Here is a 25928-nt window from a genome sequence, read left to right as displayed (position 1 = left end):
TTTGACAACCTCCTATATTATTTTGTTTACGGCTGGCGGGCCATATTCATTGTAGTATAGGAGGTTGTCTTTTTTAACACTAAAAGGTCTACCACCACGCACATAGCGCGTGGTATTCGCTACGCAAAAAAATACGGATATTGTGCTATCCGTATTACTTTTCGATCAATCCCAATTTATCTAATAAACGATTTAGATCATCTTCATCTTCATAATGAATCGATACACTATGCGAACTGATGGATACCGATGTCTGAAAATATTCCTCCAATTGTTTTTTAGCTTCTTTCACAAAAAGACTTGGCTCTTTTGGCTTTTCTACTTTCTTTCCATTGATAGATTTTACCAACTGTTCCACCTTGCGAACACTCATTCCTTGGGCAATGGCTTGACGTGCAACTTTACGCATCGTATCTTCATCTTTTAATCCCAATAAAGCACGCACATGCCCCATGCTTAATTGTTTGGCCACCACATAATTTTGTACATCTTCTGGTAGTTTTAATAAACGCAATGTATTGGTGATATGTTCACGTGATTTTCCGATACGATGCGCCAATTGTTCTTGGGTATAATTCAATCGTTTGATCAATTGATCATAGGCTTTTGCTTCTTCAATGATGTTCAGATCTTCACGTTGAACATTTTCAAGCAATGCGATTTCCATCATTTGTTGATCATCAAAATCAACCAAAATGGCTGGAATCGTTTCTAAACCAGCCATCTTTGAAGCACGCAAACGACGCTCACCCGTGACTAATTCATAGCCAGAAATGCTCTTTTTGACAAGAATGGGTGTAAACACGCCATGTTGTTGAATGGATTCACTCAATTCTTGTAGTGCCTCTTTATCAAAAACTTTACGAGGTTGATACGGATTGGGACGAATCTCATCAACCGATATCATCAATTGTTCTTGTCCTTCGTTATTGTTTTCAATATCATCCAAGATCTTTGTGACATTTTCTTGCCCAAACAAAGAATCCAAACCACGACCTAGACGACTGCTTTCTTTACTCAATGTGTTCACCTGCTTTCGTTTTGTTCAATCAATTCTTCCGTTAATTGTCTATATGCTTTGGCACCTGCACTACTATCATCATATTCAAAAATACTCAAACTTCGACTCGGTGCTTCTGATAATTTCACATTTCGAGGAATCGCAATCTGATAAACTTGCTTCATAAAATTTTTACGAACTTCTTGACTAACTTCTACGCTCAATCGTGTACGAACATCAAACATCGTCAATAAAATACCTTCAATTCGTAATTTCGGATTATAAGTTTTTTGAACCAAACGAATGGTCAAAAACAATTGTGTAACACCTTCCAATGCATAATATTCACATTGTACAGGAATCAATACACTATCCGCTACAGTCAATGCATTGGTTGTCAACAAGCCTAAACTTGGCGGACAATCAATAATGATATAATCATATTGATCACGAATGGCATCCAATTGTTTTTTTAATAAAGCTTCTTTTCCCTTTTCAATTTTATCCATCACCAATTCAGCCCCAGCTAAACTAATATGTGAAGGTAATATATCCAAATGCGGTTTTGTTTTATGAATGATGGCATCTTCAATGGGAATCTCTGACATCAATACTTGATAAATATCTTTATCGTATACATCATCGGGTCGTAACAAACCATGTGTAGCATTGGCTTGTGGATCCAGATCCACTAATAAAACATGTTTGTCACGATAGGACAAACCACTCGATAGATTGATCGCTGTTGTGGTCTTGCCAACACCACCCTTTTGATTGGCAATCGCAATAACTTTTCCCATACTTATTCTCCCAAAGGCTTCTTTTTAATTTGACCATACACTCTTGGATATTTTTTTGAGGTTGGTTTCATTTTTTCAAAATATAAATTCACATGATCAGCATCAGCAACATGGACAATTTTTTCATCTTTTAAGATCACATTCAGCGTTTCCATGGCCACTTTCGCATTGTTTACTTCGTTTTCGGCATTCTTCCCTTTTAAAGCAACAAAAGATCCTGTCACCCGTAATAAAGGAATGCATAATTCCAATAAAATCGTTAATCGAGCCACAGCACGGGAAGTGACAATATCAAATTGAGCCCGATTTTTCTTTGCGAAATCTTCGGCTCTTTCGTTACAAATTTGAATATCCAATCCCAATTCTTGTTTCACCGTTTCTAAAAAGCGACACCGCTTTAAAAGTGGCTCAACCAATGTGACATGAAATTGGGGATAAACGATAGCGACCGGGATACCAGGAAAGCCAGCACCTGAACCCACATCACAAAGTGTTTCCCCCATTTCATTCGCAAAAGGAATCACACAATCATAAAAGTGTTTTTCCCAGATTTGATCTTCTTCATCAATCGCGGTCAAATTCATTTTTTGATTCCACTCTTGTAGTAAATGAAGATATTGCTCCAATTGATCCAATTGTTTGTTTGTGACATCAACGCCTTGTCGTTGACAGGCGGATTGAAATTCTACTCGATTCATCGTAAGCATTATATCATAATTATTATTATCCTTTAATTGACATTATTTTTGTCAATATTGTTTGTATTCGATGTATGTTAGAATAAGAGTATGAATGAAGAATTAGAAGAATTACTCAAATCTTGTTTAGACGACGATTATGAAGAAAAATCATTACCTTATCGTCAAACGATGACCTATTATCGTTGTGCACTACGAGAAGTAGAAACTAAATTTCGCGTCTTGGATGAACAATTTTCCATGTATTATGATCGAAATCCCATTGAAAATATCGAAACTCGTATCAAATCGCAAACCAGTATCGTAAAAAAGCTTAAAAATCGTGGTTTACCTCTTACCCTTGAATCAATGCAAGAAAATTTATTTGATATTGCGGGCATTCGTGTCATTGGATCTTTTGTGGATGATATCTATATGTTGGCTGAATTGCTGCTTCAACAAGATGATGTGCATTTAATTGAAAGGAAAGACTATATTGCGCATCCCAAACCGAACGGCTATCGAAGCCTTCATTTGATCATTGAAACCCCTATTTTTTTGGCAAATGAAAAACGTTGGATCAAAGTAGAAGTTCAATTTCGTACCATTGCGATGGATCTTTGGGCAACGTTGGAACACAAACTACGTTATAAAAAAGATCTTTCCCCCGAACGATTGGAAGAAATGGCTACCGATTTGTATGATGCCGCTGAAATTTGTGCTCGATTGGATGAAAAGATGACAAAACTAAAGGCAAGTGAAAAAAGACATCCTATTTTGAAATAGGATGTCTTTTCATGATTGTATCAATCAACTCGATACATCGATTGGTATTGTTGCCATCGGTATAGGTCATACACATTTGTTGAAAGGATTGTTCCTTTTGATAATCATAAGAATCCAAGTGCTTTAATGCATCGACCAATTCGGATTCATTACGACAAACAGGTCCGGGATATTGTTCCAAAGTAATATTTAGACCAATTGTATCTTCATAAGATTCAATATCCGAAATATAACCAATAATAGGCTTATGCAACAAAGAATAATCTAAGATCACTGAAGAATAATCACTGATCAAACAATCCGATGCTTGCATCAATGTATATAAATCTTCCTCATTCGCATTGATAGCGGTCGTATCATCCACATGAATATTCCCTAACAAAGGATGAAACTTATAGACGATGCAACAATCTGGAAACATTTCTTGTACTTTTTTGATATCAAAAGAAACGACTTGAAAGCCATGAATGATATTGCCTCGAAATGTCGGTGCATACAAAATATTTTTTTTTCCTTTGCATTCTGGATGTTTGGAAAAGAAAGGGTCCGCTTTGGTTTGAAGCAATGTATCACAACGTGGCATCCCTGTCACATAGACTTGTTCGGGGCATACACCAAAACTTTTGGCATAGACTTCTTGCCAATAGGGTGCATTACAAATAACGGCATCATAATTTTGAATAGGATATTCTCTTGGAATTTCATTCCCAAATTTTTTTATAGCACCACAAGCATGCCATATCTGCAAAACTTGACATGTTTTTGGTTTATGCGTAGAAATCACGTAGTTATTATCATTTAATAAGATCAATGCACTTTTTTTGCATTCGACCAATTGTTTCAAACAATTAAAAAAGTAAGATGCTTTACTTTTTAAACTTTGGTCAAATTGAATCAAATTATAATGAATATCGTATTTTTGTTCTTTCTTTAATGCTTCATCCAACAATAAAAAATCACTTGTTAAATGGTCTTGTGTCAAGGAAATGAAAGTGATTCGATTGGATCGTGGATGTATCCAAAACGTCAATCCATTCACGATTTGAAGAGCCAAATTCAGAATTCGCTTTTGCAGACCCATAGACTATTCCTTTCCAAAAACGATATCGATCACTCTTTGTGAGGCGTGACCATCTTGCCAATTATTAAAGCGTTGATTAAATGCTTCTAAACGTTTGAAATCATATTGTCCTTTTTTAATATCTGCCAATAACTGTTCTTCGTCTTGAATGATATCTCCAGGCATGACTTCATAAATATCAAAATAGAAACCGCGTAATTCATCGGCATATTCTTCGAGATCAAACATATAGAAATACATGGGACGATTTAAATTGGCATAATCAAAGAAAACACTCGAATAATCGGTTACTAATATATCACTAATCACATAGAGGTCATTGATATCGGCATTCGCATCCACGTTATAAATGAATCCTTCCAAAGAAGCATCATTTTTAAATGTATTGATGATCAAATAATGCGGTTTAAAAAGAACTACATATTCATCGCCCAATACTTCTTTCCAACGATGAAAATCAGCTTTTAATGCAAAGGTATATCCCCTTGTATTATAGGAGTTATCACGCCATGTAGGCGCATACAACAATACCTTTTTATCGGTAGGAATATGAAACCGTTGTTTGATCTTTTGAATCTGTTTTGGTGTGATATTGGTCAAAAAATCATTTCGTGGATAGCCGGTTTTGATCAATCGTTCGGGATTGATACGAAAAGCGGTTTGAAAGACTTTATAACTAAATGCATTGGGCACAATCATATAATTGTACTTTGCCACATCATCATCATACGTATCTGTCATTTGTTTCCGATTCATACCACTGCGATAAAAGGTCTGATTTTCAATTTCCACAATATCATGAGCTAACCGTTTTAAAGGAGTCCCATGCCATGTTTGTAGATAGACTTGTTCTGGTTTCTTTTGAATATGTTTCGGTAATTTACAATTCACGATCCAGTATTTGGCTTTACACATATAATAAAAATAATGTAAAGAATTGTACCGAATAGTCTTGGCATGTTCAATTTCCACGTTTGGTTTCTTCAATGCCCATACAAACGTATATCCATCAAAACGGGCTTGTTTACACATTTCTTGATGAATATATTTTGGATTATCCGTATAGCCACGTCCATGAAAGGCAATGAAAATGACGGTGTGCTCATCCACAGACACCGTCTTTTGCATCCCTTTGTAGACGACTTTAAAACAACGAATAACCAATCGTTTGGCATGTCGGATCATATTTTGTTTCCATGCCATATCATCACCTACTCCTTACCTAATAATGCTTTCGCCACATGTTCTGATGCATGACCATCATCGTAGCAACAGAAACGACTATAGAACGTTTCATATCGTTCTTTATATTCTGCCGAAATTTTATCAATACGTTCGATCGCATCCACCACTTCTTCACTTGTATACAACAAAGGTCCTGGTACTTCTGTGTTCATATCAATATAGAAACCACGCAATTGATTTTTATATTTATCTAAATCATAGGTATAAAATAAAATAGGTCGTTTCAAATTGGCATAATCAAAGAAAACACTCGAATAGTCGGTAATACAAATGTCACTGATCAAATAAATTTCGGAAATATCATCGTAATCCGATAAATTATAAACAAATCCGTCCATGCCTGTCACATCGATCTTATCTGAAATGTAATGATGGGTACGCAACAAGACAACGTATTCATCCGATAATCGTTCTTGCATCAAATGCAGATCCAATGCGAGTTCAAATTTATATTGCCCGGAACCATAATGTTGATCATCACGCCATGTTGGTGCATACAAAATGGTTTTTTTATCCGCTGGAATGCCTAATTTCTGACGTAATTTTTGGGCAATCTGCTCTTTATTTGGCCAATATAAAATATCGTTTCGCGGATATCCATATTCCAACATTTTGCCTTCATACATAAAACAACTACGGAATGTCTTAGTACTAAATGGATTGGCACTTACTAAAAAATCCCAATCTTGTCTTTGTTTATAGAATTGTTGCTTATACTTTGGCGAAGCACTGGTGACTTCTTGTTGATCAAAGACCAATCGTTTTAATGGCGTTCCATGCCAAGTTTCCAAGAAGACTTGTCCTTCGCGTTTTCGATACCAAAGTGGTGGTCGTACATTAAACACCAAATATTTGGATACTGCTAAGTAATATGCATATTCAAAACTAAAGCGTTTGACTCGCTTAGCACCATAAGGAATCTTTGCGCCATCATTGATAGCCCAAACACATTCATATTCGGGATAATGTTGAGCAATATATTCATAAATATATTTCGGCGAATCACTATAATTTTTCGCCATAAATGTTTCAAATAAGATCACATTCTCTTGGATTGGTTTTTTTAAATAACGATGAAAATACGCTAATTTATAAGCCGTATTCTTATTTTTGAAAACATGTTTTAATTTCTTTTTACCCAATACCCAACGCACTTCTTTTTGTACTCCATTCAAATCATTATTCAATAAAGCTTGAACGAGTTTTCGATTGGAATGATTCAATTCATCCAATACTTCTGGACGACAATTTTCAATACATGGGATCATGGCTTGGAAATATTCATTGCGCCAACGGTCATCTTGCGATCGTCGAATACTTTTTGCCATGCGTCGAGTAAAGAAATGAACCACTTTAAAATCTAAATAATAACGAACAATGCCATCACTTGTGATCGCATTTCGCGTAAATTCAATAGCGCGAATCCGTTCATAAAAACGATCATCACTTTCTTCTTGGCTTAAAGCCGGATAATTGATGGGATCGTTATGTTTTCTTTTGACATAGGTAGCCTGTTCTACATAAGCTTCACTTTGGATATGTTCCAAGATTGGACATAGGAAGGTCATATCACTGTAGTAACGAAATTCTTCATGAAATTTAAAAGAATACATGCGCAAGAAAACCGTTTTATATAAAACACCTAAAACGGTCACATTGCGAATACCGTGTTTTATACGCAATAAATAATAGACCGCACGCAATTGAACGGGATCCACATTCGGATTCTTCGCTTTATAGGAATCTATCTTTTCAAGACGTTTTTGTTCCTTTTCGGCTTCATCTTCGGGATCGATTTCTTTATTTTCTAATTTCTCTAAGTAATTGGCTTTATTGTTCCATGTATGTGCAACGGAACCATACACAATATCTTGTCCTTGGGCGGCCTGTGCCAACAAAGATAATGTATCTTCTAAAACATAATCATCGGCATCCAAAAAATAGACATATTCACCTTGAGCGTGGTCCAAGCCGACATTGCGACATGCAGCCACACCATGTACATCCGTTTGGATCAAGCGGACAAAAGGATACTTTTTGATGATGGGATCGATATCATCATGATCTTTATCCACCACTAAAAGCGTTTCAAAATCTTGAAACGCACTCGCTTTTAAACTATCTAAACACTCTTCTAAATAGTGGATATAATGGGAAAAAGGAATAATGATACTAATTTTTTTCATACTACTTATTTTTCATGTCCTCTTTTAATTGCGTTGAACTAATTCCTTCGGTTCTTGGTAGATATACGACCTCACAATAGTCTTTTAAGAAATCAAATTTTCCCTTCCAGTCGTCTCCCATAACGAAAACATCCACATCATATTTTTGTACATCTTTGATTTTTTGATCCCAACTATCTTCTGGAATAACTTTATCCACATATTTGATGGATTCCACGATGGCCATCCGATCTGTATCTGAAATTTCACATTTTTTATGTTTTTCTTCCCAATTAAAACGATCGGTGCTGACGGCAACAATCAAATAATCACCTAATTCTTTTGCTCGACGCAAAAGATTTAAATGACCAATGTGAAATAAATCAAAAGTTCCATATGTTATTACTGTTTTCATCTTCGTCACCTTTTCTTTCTATGAAATAGCGAAAATTTCTTTGGTGGCGCCTCCACCAATCGCTTTTCAAACTTTTCATCCATAAATTTCTTTTTTTGTTTCTTTGTCATGGCATTCATAAAATCGACATATTCGGAATAATCATCACATACTTTATCTATATCATCAATTTCTATCAGTTTGCCACCTTCGATCCACATACCCGTTTTGCAGAAATCACGAACCTGACTTAAAGAATGAGAAATAAAGAAGATAGTTTTTCCTTCTTCATCACGCAATTTCATCATACGATCCATACATTTTTTTGCGAAACCTTTATCACCAACACTTAATGCTTCATCAACAATGAAGATATCTGGATTTAAAGCTAAAGAAATGGAAAATCCCAAACGTGATTTCATACCAGAAGAATATTTTTTTACTGGTTGATAGAGAAAATCTCCCAATTCCGCAAAATCAATGACATCATCGGTTATTTCCTGAATGCGTTTTTTTCGCAATCCCATCAATGCTCCTTTGACATTGATATTTTCTAGACCAGTCAATTGGGGATTTAACCCTGTATTGATGGCAATCAAAGCTTGTTCGCCATTGATCTTCATGGTGCCGCTATTTATTTCAGAAATACCTGATAATAAAAGCGATAAAGTGGATTTTCCCGATCCATTTGTTCCTAAAATACCGACGACATCGCCTTGTTTGATACGAAAGGATACATCTTTCAAGGCATAAAATTCTTTTTTATCTGTTTTATATTGATTATTTTTATTCCGAAGTGTATAAATCTTTGAGATATTTTCAACTTCAACTGCATATTCCGTATTTGCCATCCCATCCTCCTAGATCATATCAATGAATTTTTTCTTAAATTTATACATCAATAGACATCCAATCGCAAAAATCAAAAAAACCAAGCACCAAAAATAGAGGGTGATAGCGGGATGATTCAGTACACTGCGGCCATAAAATATCGCATCCCGATAGCCTTGGATCACATAGTAGACCGGATTGGCTTTTACAAGCTTATTTAAAATGGAATGGAAAGGGACGTGACTTTTAAAATGACAATCCCAAAGAATAGGTGAAAAATACATCAACATACGCATGATCGAAGTAATAAATTTTTTCACATCACGCCATAACATGGTCAATACTGATAAAACCAGCGAGATGGCTTCTCCCAACATAAAAGCACAAAACATATAATAGATGATCCACAACCAATTCCAGGTAGGTGTATATCCACTGAGTAATAGTGTGACAAAGGTGATGATCAACATCACGAAATGGTTAAATAATTCTTTTAAACAAACCGTTGCAGGTAAAACGGAAACCGGAAATTTCATTTTGGTGATGACATTTGTCTTGGCAAAAACGGCTGAACAACCTTCCGTAATACATGGTCGAATATACCACCAAACCGCAAAACCAACAACCAACCAAGGAAGATAGGGAACGGTGATTCCACGATATGTTTGAGCACTACGTCCCCAAGCGACACCAAAGACAAGCCAATAGGTGAAAACTTGAATGGCGGGTGAAGCAAAATTCCAAAATATACCAAATTTAGAATCGCGCATATCCGCTAACAACTCATATTTAGCGATACTATAAATGCGATATAAATTCGTAAAGTTTTCTTTCACCACATATGAAATGCTTTTAAACATAAATACGCTCCTTTAACGATAATAGTTTATCATAAAATAAAAAGAATCTACACTCTGGCAGATTCTTTCGTTATTCGTCGTCTTCTGACTGAGTTTCTTGATTTTCATCCTCTTCATCGTCGTCATCTTCATCATCAACGGCAATGGAATCCGTATCCGTCACACTTTCTGAGAAGGTATGACGTGTTTTCAAATCCCAGCTATTTCCTTCCAAGTTGACAAAATGACTATCTAAGGACAAGTCGGAATAAAATTGAGCAATATTGTCTTCCGCTTGTGATGGTGTGAAATTCATTTCTTGGGAAACATTGTTCCACAAATCCAGAAAAGGCATACGATGATTGTTTTTGATCAACGTATCTCTGGCAACATCAATCATAGATTTACTCATAATACTTCTCCTTGTTACATGGATTCAACGGCTGTGACCCCAATACAATCCAATGCATTGGCTAAAACCGTCTGGGTCGCTTTAACCAAAGCCAAACGTTGGCTCGATAAATCCAAATGATCATGATCGATGACTTTGCAAGCATTATAGAAACTATGGAAATGACTTGCTAAATCATGAATGTAATGACACATCTTATGGACTTGTCGTGTTTTTGCACTTTCGACGATCACATGATTGAATTCTTGTAAAGTCTTCATCAACTCAATCTCTTTTTCATCTGTTAATAATTCAAAGTGATCGGCCAAAGCAATATCCTGAGCTTGTTTTTGGATGGAACACATCCGCGCATGGGCATATTGCGCATAATATACTGGATTTTCATTTGATTTTTTCGTAGCTAGATCCACATCAAAATCCAAATGAGAATCCAAAGCACGAGCAACAAAGAAATAACGAGCAGCATCCACACCCACACTTTGTACCAACTCATGGATCGTTGTCGCATTCCCCAAACGCTTTGACATTTTCATCTCTTCACCATTGGATACCAATCGAACCATTTGAATGATATCAACATGCAAATGACTGGAATCATGTCCCAAAGCTTCCATGGAAGCCTTTAAACGAGGAATGTATCCATGATGATCCGCTCCAAAGAAATCAACGATTTCATCGTAACCACGCTCAAATTTTTGGTTATGACAAGCGATATCCGGAACGAGATAAGTCAATGACCCGTCTTTTTTACGTAAAACACGATCTTTATCATCGCCAAAAGCCGTAGTCTTGAACCATAACGCTCCTTCTGCCTCATAGGTATACCCTTTATCTCTTATAATGTCAACTGCTTTTTCAACTGCACCGGAATCTCTTAATTTTTGTTCGGAAGTCCACACATCAAAATGAACCCGATATTCATCGAGATCTCGTTTGATCTTATCCAATTCAAAGGCAATTCCTTTTTGTCTAAAAAAGTCTAAATTTTCTTTTGTAGGCTCTAAATAGGTATTGGGATATTCCTTTGCTAAACGATATCCTTCCTTTTTCACATCTTCACCCATATAGCCATCTTTGCCAATTTCTGTCTCAATGCCATGGGCTTGACGATATCTTGCATTCAAAGACAAAGCCAAATTATGAATTTGATTTCCTGCATCATTGACATAATATTCACGTGTTACATCATATCCGGCTTTTTTCATGATGCGGGCACAACTATCTCCCCAAGCAGCACCACGCGCATGGCCTAAATGTAAAGATCCTGTGGGATTGGCACTGACATATTCCAGATCCACTTTGATACCGTTGGCAGGTTGTTGTCCATACTTTTCTTTTTGTTCCAAAATATCCGTAATAACTTGTGAAAAGCGATCTTTCGATAGCGTAAAGTTTAAGAAGCCCGGACCAGCAATTTCAATTTGCGATACATTCGCTTTAGAAAGATCACTCGCATCCACAATGTTTTTGGCAATCTCTCTTGGATTGGTATGTAGTTGACGAGTAAGTTGCATGGCTACATTGCTCGCATAATCACCATGATCTTTCGTCTTTGGTGTTTCAATAATAATTTTTTCCAATGGCAATTCAATCGCAAAAGCAGATTGAACAGCAGTTTGAAGCATTTGTTTCAATTCTGTTTCAATGGACATCGCCCGTTTCCTCCTTCATGGTTAATGTAAAATGAAATGTTTGTTTTTGTTCATTTTGGATCAAATTATATTTCACTTCAATTTGATCCTCGGTTTGTTTATAAAACACAGTTTCAAGATCCAGATCCATCGTGCCATATTCCGATGAAATATGACCCTTCGTTTTTCGATTGGGACGAAAAGTTAAAACCACTTCCATTTCCGAAATGGAACGAATGATCAATCCCTTTTCATAAATTTTCCAACTATAGGTATGGGCATCATTCCCAAAGCGAATTTCAAAGCCATTTTTCATAGGAACAACTATGGCCGTTCCTTCATAATGGACGATACCTTCTGAATGTTCTACTAATTGTACTTTCATAGTCAATGCATACTACAATTTAACATAATATATACGTTTTTCCAATGTATTTTCCATACGAAGTAATGCCTTTACAATTTCTGAACAAGTCGATAAAGGCTTTAATTCATAATGTTTGGTCCAGATCCAAATGATCGAATCCGTTTCCGTATAAGGCAAATACGCACTTCTTTTTTTCTTTTCTTCTACAAACCACAATGCCGGATCATACCCAGCCTCTTTGATTTTTTTCTGGATGGCTCCTTCTTCCGCTTCCGTGGGATCATCTTGCCATTCGAATAAATGACGATCCAAAATCGCTCGTGCATATTGTCTTAATACCTTGTCTTCACAATGAGTGGCTTCTTGAAAGCCATAAATCATCCGACATTCATCCATTTCAATGAATTCTTCATTGGTCAATTCATGACGCAAACATTCAAATACTGGAATATGAATATCCGATTGACAATAATAGGAGAAAAACAATTGAATCAAGATCTCATAGCTTTTCGCATCTGGATGTAAATAGACTTGCCAATACATGTGATAACGAGCCATGATATAATCCTCGACACTATGCATGCCACTTTCTTTCATACACAACACACCATTTTTTACGCGCATGGTACGTAAGATACGTTCCAGATCAAATGTTCCATAGCTTGTACCGGTTTCATAGGCATCACGCAATAAATAATCCATTCGATCGGCATCCAATTGCGATGAAATCATTTGATTCATCATTGACTTTGTATGTTTATGCATCAATATATCGACAACATATTGTGGTAATAAATGATCACAGCGACACAATGCTTGATGCACTTCCGTTTGCGGATCCAATATCAATTGACACGTTCGCTGTTCATGGGTTTGCGTTTGTAAAGATTCAAAAAAATGAGAATACGGTCCATGTCCTAAATCATGAAGCAAACCCGCACACATCACCTGGATCTTTTCATATTCGGATAAAGATTGACTGATATCCTCGACTTCATTGACCATACGTCGCACAATTTCATATACCCCTAGACTATGACCAAAACGCGAATGCTCCGCCGTATGATACACTTGAAAAACACCACCCAATTGATGAATACGATGTAAACGCTGAAATTCGCGACTATTTAAACAATCCCATATGACTTGATATTCAATATGAATATAGCCATGAATCGGATCACGCAATACTTTCGTTTCACTCGTTTTGGGATACATATGGCCACACCTTCTTTAATGCCTCAACCAAACCAACATCACTCTTAAAAAATGGACGATCATAAATATGATCTGGCGTTGTCCAAATAAAATCATCATGCACGATCATTTTGGGAACTTGATCGGAAAAACAAAGAAAACAAGTCAAATGAAATGGATAGTCTTGTTGATCTTCACTTTCGGCCAAATATTGAACCTTTTGAATATCAATATCCAATTCTTCCTTCATTTCGCGAATCAATGCTGCTGTTTTGGCCTCGCCTTTTTCAACTTTCCCACCAGGAAATTCATACATTCCTTTGGCAGATCCATAATTACGACGAGCAATCAATACCTGTCCCTGTTGGATCAATGCCCCACATACCACTTCAATCACGATTCTCTTCCTTTATGATTTCAAATAATAAAGCAGCATTCTTTTTCGAAACTTGTTTCTGGATATCTGTGATCTTTATTTCTAAGATCCGATATCCAAATTCAATGCGAATCACATCACCAATCTGAATTTCTGTCGATGGTTTCGCGACTCGACCATTGACTTGGATTCGTCCTTGAAGCGCCAATTCCTTGGCTGCTTCACGACGCTTCAAGATTCTTGCGGTTTTTAAATATTTATCAAGCCTCATATATTTCTCCATTTGTTTGTAGTTCTTGTATGATTTTCATAAGCAATTCATATGGATTCCTCAATTTTGGAATTTGTATCTCAATCTTACCATTTTGATAGTGCAATTGAACTTTGCGATTTAACGTAGTCATCGCTTCAAACAATTTTACACCATTACAATGATCTGACCAATCTTTTGTCATGGTCAGAAGCATAAATCGATCTTTTTCCACCAATGTATCCACACCTGGCTCATTCACAAACATATCAATTTTTCGTCGTTCAAATAATTTTTGTACCGATTTAGGAATACGACCATAAAGATCATTGACCTTCTTTTCAAAGGCTTCTAGATCCGCTAACGTTTTTACTTTTTTAATTTCCTGATACAAAGATAATTTATCTCCATCATTATCGGTAAACTGTTTAGGAATATATCCATTCATTTGAATATTCGCAATCTTTTCTGGCTTTTTTTCAACCATTTCACCTTTTTGTTCTTTAATGGCATTGGACAACATATCCAAATAGAGATCCAAACCCACTTGATCAATAAAACCTGCTTGTTGAGGGCCTAATAAATCACCGGCCCCGCGAATGGTCAAATCGCGCATCGCAATCTTATAGCCCGAACCCAATTGTGTAAATTCTTTGATTGATTTTAATCGTTTCGTGGCTTCTTCCGTCAATTTTTTATGCGGTTGTACCATTAAGTAACAATAGGCTATTTGATCACGACGTCCCACACGACCACGAATTTGATAAAGTTGTGACAAGCCAAAATGATCAGCCTCTTCAATGATCATGGTATTCGCATTCGCAATATCCAATCCGGTTTCAATGATCGTCGTACACACTAAAATATCATATTTTCGTTGTTCAAATTCAAGCATGGTTTGTTCAATTTCTTCACGACTCATCCGGCCATGAGCCACCGCAATATGATGATCAGGAAATAAGATTCGCAAGTTTTCAGCCACACCATAGATATTGGAAATATTGTTGTAGAGATAGAAAACTTGTCCATTTCGAGCCAATTCGCGTTGAATGATTTCTTTGATGATGCTTCCTCTTTTTTCAATCACATAGGTTTGGATAGGGTGTCTTTGCGCTGGTGGTGTATTCAATTGTGATATGGTCCGCACACCAATCAATGACATTTGTAAAGTTCGAGGAATGGGTGTTGCACTTAAGGATAAAACATCGATGCTTTGTTTCATTTCTTTGATTTTTTCTTTATGTACCACACCAAATCGCTGTTCTTCATCAATGATCAACAAACCAAGATCTTTATATTGAAATGTTTTATTCAATAAACGATGCGTACCAATCACGATATCAATGGTTCCAGCTTCTAGATCCTTTTTAATTTGATTCACTTCTTTATCCGAAACAAAGCGATTGACCAAGGCCACATTTGCGCCTGTATACGCAAATCGTTCGGAAACCGTTTGGTAATGTTGCATCGAAAGAATGGTCGTTGGACATAAAAAGGCAACTTGTTTCCCATCACAAATCGCTTTAAATGCACATCGCATCGCTACTTCCGTCTTACCAAATCCCACATCGCCACATAGTAAATGATCCATGGGTCTTGATTTTTCCATTTCGGCTTTAATTTCAGCCGTCGCTTGTAGCTGATCGGGTGTCGCCTCATACGGAAAATGATCTTCAAACTCTTTTTGTAGAGCATCATCCGCTGAAAAAGCAAAGCCAATGTTTTCATTACGAGCAGCATATAATGTGACCAATTGTTTGGCAATGGCTTGGACACGTTCATTGACTTTTTCTTTGGTCTTATTCCATTTGTCACTACCCAATTTACTCAAGTGAATGCCCACACCTTCTTTGGATACATATTTTCGTACCAATTGAAATTGTGACAAAGGTACATATAAATCATCATTGCCTGCATAGACGATATGTAAATAATCAATATTCTGGCCACGAACATTCTTGGTTTCAATCCCCAAATATTGACCAATGCCATATTGTTCATGGACCACATAGTCCCCTTTTTGTAGTTCCATGACCGAATCAAGGATCTGTCCATCTTTAAACGTCTTTTTATATCGTCGATGTTGTATCGGCTGGATGAATAATTCTTTTTCGGTATAAACCACAAGATCTTGATATTGAAATCCTTCATAAAATTCAGGATCCACAAATTCATAAGACAAAGAAGAACTGGCCAATGCGGATCGTACTTTGATGATATTTTCTTTTTCAAGTGCAAAATAAATATGCGAAGCCGATATATTTTCAAGAATGACAGGAAGTGGTTGACTGGCTTTTTCAATGGGAAAGATATTGGATGTCATCGGTTCTTTATAATCTAAAAATTCATGAAAATGAACATACCGATCATCTTTCCAAGTATGAAACATTTGATATTGAGGCAAACAACGATTTTCTTGTACCATTTCTTGCATAAAAGCAATGGTATCGGTTTGGATATCTTTGATGGCTCTTTCCACTTCTTCAATGGAAGAAACAATGACGGTACCCGAAACATAATCAAGCATAGAAGCCGTTTGTACATAGCTGTAATACCAATACAAATGATCATCGGTATCATACGATTCCAACGCATACATGTCTTCTTCAATATGATTTTCTAATTCTTCCCGATCTTCATCACTCAATCGTTTCTTTTCCACATTCAATTTCTGTTTAACTTTTTCTTTGATTTCTAAAATTTGAGCATCACTAAACAACAAATAACTGGCTGGTGTGATTTCAACTTGATCGATGGTCTTGATCGTTCGTTGACTGGATTGGTCAAAAAAACGAATAGATTCTACCACGTTATCAAAAAATTCAATTCGTACAGGATATTCATAGGGTAATGGAAAAATATCAATGATTCCTCCACGATAGGCAAAGGTACATGGACGATCGACATAGTTGACACGACTATATCCAGCTTTGATCAATGTTTCTTTTAATTGATCCATGTCGAATTCCATATCGGGTTTTATGTTCTGACAGCTGGAGCGAAATCGTTGCACATCGGGTAAAAAACGTAGAAAAGCCGCTACATTGCATATGATCAATCGCGGTTTTGGATCGAATACCAACGTTGTCAAAGATGATACAAATGCTTGCGTATCTTCGGGGGAAGAAGCAATGGCCGATACACGTAGGCTTTCTTCCATCACAAAAAGCAGCACATCTTTTGTGAGTGGATCGATCCGAGAAAAGAGTTGCTGCGCTTCAAAACGATTCTTTTTTACGATAATGCGGGTTTTATGATCTTGTAGAAAAGCAGAAACTTCCACCAAAGCTTCTTCCATGGGATATAAATTTCCCACATGATTGCCTTCCTTTAGGATTTCTTCAACAACCACATTATTCGCTAATTGTTCTTTTATTTTTGTATTCAAAAATATCACCTATTTCTGATTGTATTGATTCATGGTCTGACTAAATGGATGCGCGATCGCATGATAAGCAGCATGAGCCGCTGCATCGATAGACTGATTCAGATCTTCTTTTTCTTCTTGTTTGAAATTGGTCAAGACCCATTGAATGATGGGAATTTGTGGATCGCGCGATGTACCTACACGAATCCGATCAAAGGTGCTTGTACCCATCGCCTGAATGATGGATTTTATGCCATTATGACCACCCGCACTTCCTTTTTGACGCAAACGAATCTTACCTACGGGTAAATCAATATCATCATAAATGATCAATACGTCTTCACTGCTTTCTTTATAGAAATCTAATACTTGACGAAGAGCAAGGCCACTATTATTCATATAAGTCGTGGGTTTCATCAAGATCACATCTTCCCCATGAACTTTGCCTTTGGCAAAAGAAGATGAGAACTTCTCTTGATCAAAAGAAAGATCACATAAATCCGCTAAAGCATCCATGACCATAAAACCCGCATTGTGACGAGTATTTTCATATTTTTTTCCGGGATTTCCCAATCCAATAATAATTTTCATATTGACTCCTAAAGAAAAATAACGAGTACATACTCGTTATTTATTCGGTTTCTTTTCCTGGTGTAAATAAAATATTGATATGGCGTTGATCGCCTTCTCCTTCGGAATGCGTTGAAATATCTTTCATATTCGCCAAAGCATTATGAACTGCTTTTCTTTCATCCGCACTCATTGGATCTAGTGAAGCATCAATTTTTGTACGACGAACATCTTTGGCAACACGCACAGCCATGCGACATAGCTTTTCATAGCGTTCTTGTTTATACCCATTCACATCGATCAATAAGCCAACTTTCTTTTTAAATTCAGCACTGGCAGCCATTTTGACCAAACGATTAAAAGCTTGTAAAGAACGACCCGCTTTACCAATCAAGATCGCATTATTTGACGTATTAACGTTGATATGATAGAAGCCATCATCATTTGAAATGGTTACTTCTCCATCCAATTGTGCATTATCGAAATACGATTGAATATAGTCATGGATAAATTGTTCCACATCTTTTTCAGTATACACTTCCACTTCAACTTGTTTACCCAATCCTAAAAAACCAGCTTTTTCCTCCGTTACGGTATAATGAAGCTCATCCACAGTTACATTTTTGGCTTTAGCGGCTTCACTCAAGGCTTCTTCCAATGTTTTACCTGTATATTTTTCAAATGCCATCGTTTCTTCCCCCTACTTTGCTTCTGCTCGATGCATCACTCGATGCATCACATATTGTTGGACAATACGTATAATCGAACAAATCATCCAGTAGTAGGACATAGCTAATGGCCAATTCAAATACATGAACGCAAAAATGATGACCATCATGTACATATACAAATTCATATTCATTGGATCTTTTTGTTGTTCGGATTCACGATAACTATGTTTTTTGACATTGTCTTTCTTATCTTGCCATTTTTTCAACCATTGTGGCAACATCGTCGATACCAATTGAGAAACAACCATCAAGATGTAAACAATAATGCCACCTATCATAAGATGTTGGATTGCATACATCGGTGTAGTAGCCAAGCGCATACCAAATGCACTTCCAACTAACACTTCATAGGCACGCATAGTTGCATAATACATTCCCATCATGATTGGCAATTGTAAGAACATGACCAGCATGGATCCAAATGGATGAATATCATATTTCGCATACAGCGCTTGCGTTTCTTGATACATCTTCATTTGTGATTCTTGATCGGTCTTGCCTCGATATTTACTTTGGATCTTGTTGATTTCTGGTTGAATTTCCTGCATTCGCTGACTCGACATTTGCGATTTGCCTGTCAATGCGAATACGATCATTTGCACCAACAAAGTCGTAATGATGATACCAATACCAGCATCGGTAGCAGATGAGATCTTATTGATCAACATAGCCAATGGCCAAACGATCAAGCCATCAAACCATCCAGTTGAAAAAGCTTGTGAGAATGTCGTTGGCTTAATTGTGATCGTATCATTCGCATCGAGCTTTTGGTATTGCTTCTTCAATTTTGGATCCGAAACACTTTCAATACTTACATCTTTGCGTTTGACTTGAATCGTTTCACTGGAAATGATCTGATCTACTTTTACTTTTCCATCTTTACCACGTGGTGTTGAACAAGCCGTACATGTTAATAGGACGAAAAAACAAATGAATAGAATTTTCGATTTTCTACGTAAGAAATCACTCATATTTCTACCTCTTATCCTTCCTCTTCTCCAATCGCTCTTTATCTTGCTTTAACTGCTTCCAGTTTTCCTGATAACTCTTTTGATGATAACGAGGACGCACTATGATGATTGTATCAAATGTTTCATTAAAATCATAGATATCATCCACCATACTACGCACTTGGCGTTTCACTTTATTGCGCTCTACTGCATTTCCCAATTTTTTACCAACCGAAATACCCACACGAGCATGCGATTCTTTTCTAGGCATGTAGTAGCATACAAACGAGGAAGATAGCACAAACGATCGGTGCTGGATAATTGATGTGAATTCATAACTTTTACAAACACGATAAGCTTTTTTCACTTGTATCTCCTATCCAGACAAAAAAATCACCAGTGTTGGTGATTTCTATGCGGATAATACCTTTCTACCTTTTGCTCTTCGGCTAGAAAGAACTTTACGACCACCTTTGGTTGCCATTCTTGCACGGAAACCATGCGTTCTTTGATGTTTCTTCTTACTTGGCTGATATGTTCTCTTCATATTTCACACCCCTCAGTCTATATTCACTTTTGTTTCTTCCAATAAGATTGCATTACATTATAATCATAATTTATTTCCAAAGTCAATGAATTATTGCTCTTTAACTCGAGATTTCGCGATTGTATATGCTTTTTCACTCAATTTGAATAGTGGTTTGTTTACAGGCAAATCAAATTCACCAATGAATTCATTGATGATGGGATTAAAATTATCTTTAAATTTTGTTAGGCCATCATCCAATGAACCTTCTACACCACCCATATTGGACCATTTACAACCTCTTTCAAATGCCCAACGGAAGTTTTCCACATATTCTTTATATTGTGGCATAAATTTTTTAAATCGCTGATCCATGCCTGCATACAACATTTCACAAGTAGGTCCATATTGAATACTTAAGATACCTGCAATCGCAATTTCTTTGTCTTCATCACCAAATTCTTCAATAACTTCATTGAATTCTTTGAGATCTTTATCATTTGAACGCAATTGATCTTCCAAACGACGACGTTTCTTCTTCATATTTTCTGGTAAATTATCCAATTCGTTTTGTAAAGAAGCTTTCTTTTCTTTGGCTTCTTGTGCCAAGCGATGAACATTGCATTTTGCCAAGAAAATGACCCCTCCATCTGGATAGGTTTTCAATAACTTTTCAAAATATTCTTTATTTCTCAATGCAACACGTTTTCTTTCTTCCGTCATTTCGACCAAACGACTAAATTCATCTACCAATTCGATACCACCCGTAACAATCTCAACATGGCGACGATTGGCATCTTTGATCAATCGTTTGGTATGTTTTGGTAAGTTTTCTTCCCACCCTTCGGTATCATACACATTAGATTGAAAACGTGGTTGGACCGTATCGGCAATATTCATCGTAAATCCATGATGGACTGCACCGATTTTTTTCATCGTATCCAAATATTTTTGGGTCGATTCATAACGATTTTCATTGTAGTCTTTGGATGCATAATCATTTACGTGCAAAGTCGGATCAAACTTGATAAATAAACAATGACGTTTTTTCGCAATGCGTTTTAACTCTTGAAAATAATATCCTACTAATCGTTCATTCTCATAATCTAAGATCGGTCCACGTGGAATATAGAACATTGTCATATGTAGTGGTAAATTTTTGATCAAGACCAAACCGGCTGCCACTAATTCTTGATGATCATAGACACCTGTATATATATGGTCCCAATTATTTTTTACTTTTGCCCAATCATAACTCTGTAACAAATTACATAATGGGTGTTTTTTCACAAATGTATCGTATGCATCTTGGGGGATGTTTGTTTCGAATTGATATGCCATACAAATCCTTCTTTCTGTCGTACGCTCTATTATGGTACAGATTTCCTTATAGAATCAAGTCCATTATTGAAAAGTTTTCCCCATTTTCGTTGGGGAATTTTTAATTCTTACGGATGTAAATCCCCTTTTATTCCTCTTTTTCTTTGTTCTTATCCGCTTTATTTTCGATAAATATCTGTACTTTTTGATTTCCTGTGGAAAACGTGGATAACCTCAAATATTCCTTTATATATCGTATATTGTTATCCATTTATTTCCCCACAGCATACACTTTTCCCCAGTTGTTTTCCCCATATTCCCCATTTTATCCACTTGCCTTTCATTTTTCCCCATTTGGGTGTTATCCCCATGTGGGGATAACTTCTATAGCTATACCTTCCTATCTAATTTCGTGTATAATAAAACGTATGAATCAATATGAAACGTTATGGAAAGAAACTTTAGAAGCAATTAAAAATAATTTTAAAGAAGATACTTTTTCTTGGATGTCCAAAACGAGCTTATTTCGAATCGAAGATGGGATTGCATATGTGTCGTATCGTTCAGTAATCACCAAAAATATCATGTCCGATTCCAACACCAAAGCTTTATTTGAACAGTATTTAAGTGAAATGTGGGGAGAAGCAGTCACCATTACTTTGATGCATTATCGTGAAGTCGAAAAAATGATGCCGGAAGAAATTGTACAGCGGCGTACTAAGGAATTGGTACAAACCAAATTTAATGCAGATTATACCTTTGAAAACTTTGTGCAGGGAAAATCCAATCAAGGGGCTTATGCTGCTTGTTTTCATTGTTGCATCGAAGATACTCATACTTTTAATCCCATTTTGATTTATGGAAATTCCGGATTGGGCAAGACCCATCTTTTACATGCGATTGGAAATTATCTCCAAAAAGAAATACCAGAAAAAAAGGTCTTTTATGCGTATAGTGGTGATCTAGTTTCTATCTTGATCGATGCGATGAAAACGCACAATGTCCAATCCAATACCGTAGAAATGGTACAAGCGCAACTGATTGATAATGATTATTTCTTGATCGATGATATTCAAAATTTGACGCAGTCCAGTTCTCAAGAAATCTTTTTTAAAGTTTATAATTCTTTAATTGCGAAGGGTGCACAAATCGTGATCACGAGTGATATGCATCCCAATGAATTGGAAGGCATTCAAAATCGTTTGATTTCTCGTTTTAATAATGGTTTACCTATTAATATATTGAAACCTGAATTCGATACGAGTCGAGCCATCTTACGAAAAAAATTAGAAGGCTATGAAGAAGCTTGTCAGATCAATGATGAAACAATTGATTTCTTAGCTCATAAATTTTCCGATGATGTTCGCAAATTGGAAGGTAGTTTACGTACATTGATCTTCAATGCCACGTTGGAAAATATTGATGTGATCGATCTTCCTTTTGCACAACGCGTCTTATCGGGACAATTGATTGTCGCAAAACCCAATAAACTTACTCCCAAACAAATCAAGAAAGTGGTAACAAAATTTTATGGTCTTTCTTATAATGAAGTAGAGGGAAAATCGCGGCAGAAGAAATTAGTCACCGCTCGTCATATGATCGTCTATCTTTGTCATGAAACATTGGGGACATCTTGGACACAAATTGGTCAGCAATTAGGCAATCGTGATCATTCCACCATCAAGTCTTCTTATGATCGAGCCATCAAATTATTAAAAACGGATACAGCTTTTCAAATTGCGATGAATAAGATCAAAGATTCCCTATAAGTTTTCCCTGGTTTTCCATCGTTAAAAATGGGTCCTAAAAGCGATATACATCGCTTTATAGAAAAAGTTATCCCCGTTTTCCCCAGGTTGTTGTTATTCATTATACATATATAGTAATAAAGGAGATTCAAATTATGAAATTTACTATTGATCGAAAATATTTTTATACTCAACTTTCTATTGTATCGCGTGCCATTAGTTCTTTTTCACCCTTACCTGCTTTATCCGGTATTTGCATTGAAGTCGATCAAGATCATATTGTATTAACAGGAAGTGATTCCAATATTTCTATTCGTACATATATATATAAAGGAGAAGAAAATCAACTGCAAATTGAATCAACGGGTTCCATTGTTTTAGAATCTCGTTATTTATTAGAAATCATTCATAAAATTGAATCCACGATGGTGGAATTGGAAGTCATGGATTTTGAATTGGTTCGCATTACAAGCACCAATGGTAAATTTAATTTAAATGGTATGGAAGCGGGTCAATATCCAAATATTGATTTTGATCAACCCACGCATTCGATTCAATTATCGAGGGATACATTATCGCAAATCGTATCGCAAACTGCCTTTGCTTGTAGTGAAAATGATCAACGTCCTGTATTGAGTGGTGTTAATTTTGCAGCAAAAGATGGATATCTCTATTGTTCGGGTACAGATTCGTATCGTTTAGCGCGTAAGACCATTGCTTTACAAGCCGAATCCAATTTTAATATCACGATTCCCAGTAAATCGCTACAAGAGGTAGTTCGTTCTCTTTCAGAAGAGATTGATGCGGTGCAATTATATATTGATTCAAAAAAAGCGCAATTTGTGTTTGGTAAGACCATTTTCCAAACGCGATTATTGGATGGGACTTTCCCAAGTGTTGAGAAAATCATTCCAACATCTTCGGTTGCTTCTATGGTTGTCGATGCCCATGAATTAGCCAGTGTCATTGACCGTACCAATTTTATTCGAAATGATAAAGTGCATTTGGTCAAATTGGAATGTAGTCCAGAGATTGTTCGGATCAAGACCAATTCAACCGAGATTGGAAGCAGTGATGAAGTATTGACCGATTGTATATACAAAGGAGATCATTTGACCCTTACTTGTAATGGTAGTTATATTTTAGATGCCATTCGTGCCTTAAATGGTTCGAAAGTGGATCTGGAATTTTCTGGTGATATGCGACCGATTCGTATCTTAAATCCAGAAGATGATTCGATCGTCATCGTGATCGTTCCTGTGCGTAGCTATGATTAAAGGCCAATCGCGGCCTTTTTTTTATGTTATGTAGGGATGGTCAATATAGTAAACAAATGCGTATTATGGTATAATAAGACAGTGAAAAGGGGTATTTCCATGCATTTTACATTAGAAAATGAATATATTACACTTTCTCAATTGCTAAAGGCTTGTGATGTATTGCCAACTGGAGGCATGGTAAAAGCGTATTTGGCTGATCATTATGTTTTGGTCAATGGCGAAAAAGAAAATCGTCGAGGTCGCAAGCTATATGCCAATGATGTGGTGGAAATCGATGGCCAAAGGATCCAGATCCAATGAATCTGAAACGATTAGAACTTGTCCATTTTCGAAATTATCACAAAAGTTCTTATCGATTTGAACCGGCTTGTATCCATTGTTTCTATGGAAATAATGCACAAGGTAAGACCAATCTCATTGAGGCTATCTATTTTTTAAGTCATTTACGTTCTTTTCGCACATCTCATATCGATAGTTTGACCATGCATCAAAAAGAATGGATGAGTCTTTCTGCTTTGATTGAATCGCATGGTCACGATGAACAATTGAAAATTGTTGTTTCACAAAAGAAAAAGCATTTATTTGTCTATCAAGATCCTGTACGACGGTATTCTGATTTTATCGGTAAATTGAATGCCATCTTATTTTGCCCAGATGATATGCTTTTATTTCAACAATCGCCGCGTTCTCGACGTCGCTTCATTGATATGGAACTTATGAAATTATCACATACATATACGGCGACGTTATCTCATTTTCAATCCCTATTGAAACAAAGAAATCGGCTATTAAAACAAGATGATTTGGATGATCTTTTATTGCATACATTGACTGAGCAAATGATTCAAGATGAAATGGTCATCATTTCCCAACGGGCGAAATTTGTGAAAGAATGGATGGATCAGTCGCGTTTGCTATATCCTTTTTTTTCAGAGCAAAAAGAAAAAATAGATGCGACATATCAAACCTTTGTAGAATGGGATCATTTACAGGAAAATCTGAAAATGGCTTATGAAAAGAGTTTCGAAAAAGATAAACAATATCGACAAACAACATATGGCATTCATAAAGATGATATCGTTTTTTTATTGAATGGAAGACCCATCCATGAAGTAGGCTCACAAGGACAGAAGCGTAGTTTTCTCTTGGCAATGAAGTTAGGTCTTGCGCAAATTATTTATGAAAAAACCAAACAATATCCGATTTTATTATTGGATGATGTTTTTAGTGAATTGGATCCTAGACGTCAAAAACAATTGATCCAACATTTACCACGCTCTATGCAAGTATTTATCACATCAACCGAACCCATAGATAAACAATGGTTTCAAGATCGTTCGGTTCGTTTTTATCATATTGAAGATGGTTCTCTTCGGGAGGTATGA

General features: G+C 36.3%; 27 protein-coding genes. 5 read left to right on the top strand and 22 right to left on the bottom strand.

Features of this window, described 5'->3' with window-relative positions:
- Positions 1-154 precede the first annotated feature (154 nt).
- Genes MOZ64_RS09380 through rsmG form a run of 3 tightly spaced genes read right to left on the bottom strand, consistent with a single transcriptional unit; the run spans position 155 to position 2498 of the window.
- Entirely contained in the window at positions 155-1030 is an 876-nt protein-coding gene (locus MOZ64_RS09380; RefSeq protein WP_502547945.1) for a ParB/RepB/Spo0J family partition protein, read from the bottom strand.
- Positions 1027-1800 carry a ParA family protein gene (locus MOZ64_RS09375; protein WP_320326301.1) on the bottom strand — a complete coding sequence of 258 codons (774 nt, stop codon included), beginning with the start codon at positions 1798-1800 and terminating at the stop codon, positions 1027-1029. Before MOZ64_RS09375 ends, MOZ64_RS09380 begins: the two co-directional genes overlap by 4 nt.
- A gap of 2 nt (positions 1801-1802) precedes the next feature.
- Entirely contained in the window at positions 1803-2498 is a 696-nt protein-coding gene (gene rsmG / locus MOZ64_RS09370; protein ID WP_320326300.1) for a 16S rRNA (guanine(527)-N(7))-methyltransferase RsmG, read from the bottom strand.
- Positions 2499-2588: 90 nt separating this feature from the next.
- Between rsmG and MOZ64_RS09365 the strand changes: the two genes are divergently transcribed.
- Positions 2589-3263, top strand: a complete 675-nt coding sequence (locus MOZ64_RS09365) for a GTP pyrophosphokinase (protein ID WP_320326299.1) — start codon at positions 2589-2591, stop codon at positions 3261-3263.
- Here the strand turns inward: MOZ64_RS09365 and MOZ64_RS09360 are convergent.
- The 19 genes from MOZ64_RS09360 to MOZ64_RS09270 all read right to left on the bottom strand — a co-directional run bounded on the left by MOZ64_RS09360 (position 3250) and on the right by MOZ64_RS09270 (position 21536).
- Positions 3250-4344, bottom strand: a complete 1095-nt coding sequence (locus MOZ64_RS09360) for a CDP-glycerol glycerophosphotransferase family protein (protein ID WP_320326298.1) — start codon at positions 4342-4344, stop codon at positions 3250-3252. The genes MOZ64_RS09365 and MOZ64_RS09360 overlap by 14 nt on opposite strands.
- Before the next feature lie 3 nt (positions 4345-4347).
- Positions 4348-5547, bottom strand: a complete 1200-nt coding sequence (locus MOZ64_RS09355; protein WP_320326297.1) for a CDP-glycerol glycerophosphotransferase family protein — start codon at positions 5545-5547, stop codon at positions 4348-4350.
- An 8-nt stretch (positions 5548-5555) separates the two neighbouring features.
- Positions 5556-7775, bottom strand: coding sequence for a bifunctional glycosyltransferase/CDP-glycerol:glycerophosphate glycerophosphotransferase (locus MOZ64_RS09350; RefSeq protein WP_320326296.1), 2220 nt, complete (start codon positions 7773-7775; stop codon positions 5556-5558).
- 1 nt (position 7776) lies between these two features.
- The gene (tagD, locus tag MOZ64_RS09345; protein ID WP_320326295.1) at positions 7777-8169 is read right to left on the bottom strand and encodes a glycerol-3-phosphate cytidylyltransferase; all 393 of its coding nucleotides are present in this window, start codon (positions 8167-8169) and stop codon (positions 7777-7779) included.
- A gap of 5 nt (positions 8170-8174) precedes the next feature.
- Entirely contained in the window at positions 8175-8999 is an 825-nt protein-coding gene (locus MOZ64_RS09340) for an ABC transporter ATP-binding protein (RefSeq protein WP_320326294.1), read from the bottom strand.
- A gap of 9 nt (positions 9000-9008) precedes the next feature.
- A complete protein-coding gene (locus MOZ64_RS09335) occupies positions 9009-9839 on the bottom strand; it encodes an ABC transporter permease (RefSeq protein WP_320326293.1) in 831 nt (276 codons plus the stop codon).
- A 70-nt stretch (positions 9840-9909) separates the two neighbouring features.
- Positions 9910-10230, bottom strand: a complete 321-nt coding sequence (gene rpoE / locus MOZ64_RS09330; RefSeq protein WP_320326292.1) for a DNA-directed RNA polymerase subunit delta — start codon at positions 10228-10230, stop codon at positions 9910-9912.
- Between the two features lie 14 nt (positions 10231-10244).
- Entirely contained in the window at positions 10245-11882 is a 1638-nt protein-coding gene (argS, locus tag MOZ64_RS09325; RefSeq protein WP_320326291.1) for an arginine--tRNA ligase, read from the bottom strand.
- Positions 11872-12246 (bottom strand): DUF1934 family protein, encoded by a 375-nt coding sequence (locus tag MOZ64_RS09320; protein WP_320326290.1) that lies wholly within the window; start codon positions 12244-12246, stop codon positions 11872-11874. The genes argS and MOZ64_RS09320 overlap by 11 nt, the downstream gene beginning before the upstream one ends.
- A gap of 12 nt (positions 12247-12258) precedes the next feature.
- A complete protein-coding gene (locus MOZ64_RS09315; RefSeq protein ID WP_320326289.1) occupies positions 12259-13446 on the bottom strand; it encodes an HD domain-containing protein in 1188 nt (395 codons plus the stop codon).
- Positions 13427-13822 (bottom strand): (deoxy)nucleoside triphosphate pyrophosphohydrolase, encoded by a 396-nt coding sequence (locus MOZ64_RS09310; protein WP_320326288.1) that lies wholly within the window; start codon positions 13820-13822, stop codon positions 13427-13429. The genes MOZ64_RS09315 and MOZ64_RS09310 overlap by 20 nt, the downstream gene beginning before the upstream one ends.
- The gene (locus MOZ64_RS09305) at positions 13815-14072 is read right to left on the bottom strand and encodes an RNA-binding S4 domain-containing protein (RefSeq protein WP_320326287.1); all 258 of its coding nucleotides are present in this window, start codon (positions 14070-14072) and stop codon (positions 13815-13817) included. Before MOZ64_RS09305 ends, MOZ64_RS09310 begins: the two co-directional genes overlap by 8 nt.
- Positions 14062-17448, bottom strand: a complete 3387-nt coding sequence (gene mfd, locus MOZ64_RS09300; protein ID WP_320326286.1) for a transcription-repair coupling factor — start codon at positions 17446-17448, stop codon at positions 14062-14064. The genes MOZ64_RS09305 and mfd overlap by 11 nt, the downstream gene beginning before the upstream one ends.
- Positions 17449-18009, bottom strand: a complete 561-nt coding sequence (pth, locus tag MOZ64_RS09295; RefSeq protein WP_320326285.1) for an aminoacyl-tRNA hydrolase — start codon at positions 18007-18009, stop codon at positions 17449-17451.
- Positions 18010-18049: 40 nt separating this feature from the next.
- A complete protein-coding gene (jag, locus tag MOZ64_RS09290) occupies positions 18050-18676 on the bottom strand; it encodes an RNA-binding cell elongation regulator Jag/EloR (protein ID WP_320326284.1) in 627 nt (208 codons plus the stop codon).
- Between the two features lie 12 nt (positions 18677-18688).
- Positions 18689-19690 carry a YidC/Oxa1 family membrane protein insertase gene (locus tag MOZ64_RS09285; protein WP_320326283.1) on the bottom strand — a complete coding sequence of 334 codons (1002 nt, stop codon included), beginning with the start codon at positions 19688-19690 and terminating at the stop codon, positions 18689-18691.
- A 4-nt stretch (positions 19691-19694) separates the two neighbouring features.
- Positions 19695-20036: a ribonuclease P protein component gene (rnpA, locus tag MOZ64_RS09280; RefSeq protein ID WP_320326282.1), complete on the bottom strand. Its 342-nt coding sequence runs from the start codon at positions 20034-20036 to the stop codon at positions 19695-19697.
- Between the two features lie 45 nt (positions 20037-20081).
- The gene (gene rpmH, locus MOZ64_RS09275; RefSeq protein WP_128520466.1) at positions 20082-20216 is read right to left on the bottom strand and encodes a 50S ribosomal protein L34; all 135 of its coding nucleotides are present in this window, start codon (positions 20214-20216) and stop codon (positions 20082-20084) included.
- Between the two features lie 90 nt (positions 20217-20306).
- Positions 20307-21536 (bottom strand): peptidoglycan bridge formation glycyltransferase FemA/FemB family protein, encoded by a 1230-nt coding sequence (locus MOZ64_RS09270; protein WP_320326281.1) that lies wholly within the window; start codon positions 21534-21536, stop codon positions 20307-20309.
- Positions 21537-21943: 407 nt separating this feature from the next.
- Between MOZ64_RS09270 and dnaA the strand changes: the two genes are divergently transcribed.
- From dnaA to recF, 4 genes are all read left to right on the top strand, one after another.
- The gene (gene dnaA, locus MOZ64_RS09265; protein WP_320326280.1) at positions 21944-23284 is read left to right on the top strand and encodes a chromosomal replication initiator protein DnaA; all 1341 of its coding nucleotides are present in this window, start codon (positions 21944-21946) and stop codon (positions 23282-23284) included.
- Between the two features lie 134 nt (positions 23285-23418).
- Entirely contained in the window at positions 23419-24540 is a 1122-nt protein-coding gene (gene dnaN, locus MOZ64_RS09260) for a DNA polymerase III subunit beta (RefSeq protein ID WP_320326279.1), read from the top strand.
- Positions 24541-24639: 99 nt separating this feature from the next.
- Complete coding sequence (yaaA, locus tag MOZ64_RS09255) at positions 24640-24843, top strand: S4 domain-containing protein YaaA (protein ID WP_320326278.1); 204 nt, start codon at positions 24640-24642, stop codon at positions 24841-24843.
- On the top strand, positions 24840-25928 hold the full coding sequence (gene recF, locus MOZ64_RS09250) for a DNA replication/repair protein RecF (RefSeq protein WP_320326277.1): 1089 nt from the start codon (positions 24840-24842) through the stop codon (positions 25926-25928). The genes yaaA and recF overlap by 4 nt, the downstream gene beginning before the upstream one ends.

This window comes from Absicoccus intestinalis (genome assembly GCF_033971885.1).
In the GTDB taxonomy this organism is placed as follows: domain Bacteria; phylum Bacillota_I; class Bacilli_A; order Erysipelotrichales; family Erysipelotrichaceae; genus Absicoccus; species Absicoccus intestinalis.
This window is presented reverse-complemented; position numbering and strand designations above follow the sequence as displayed.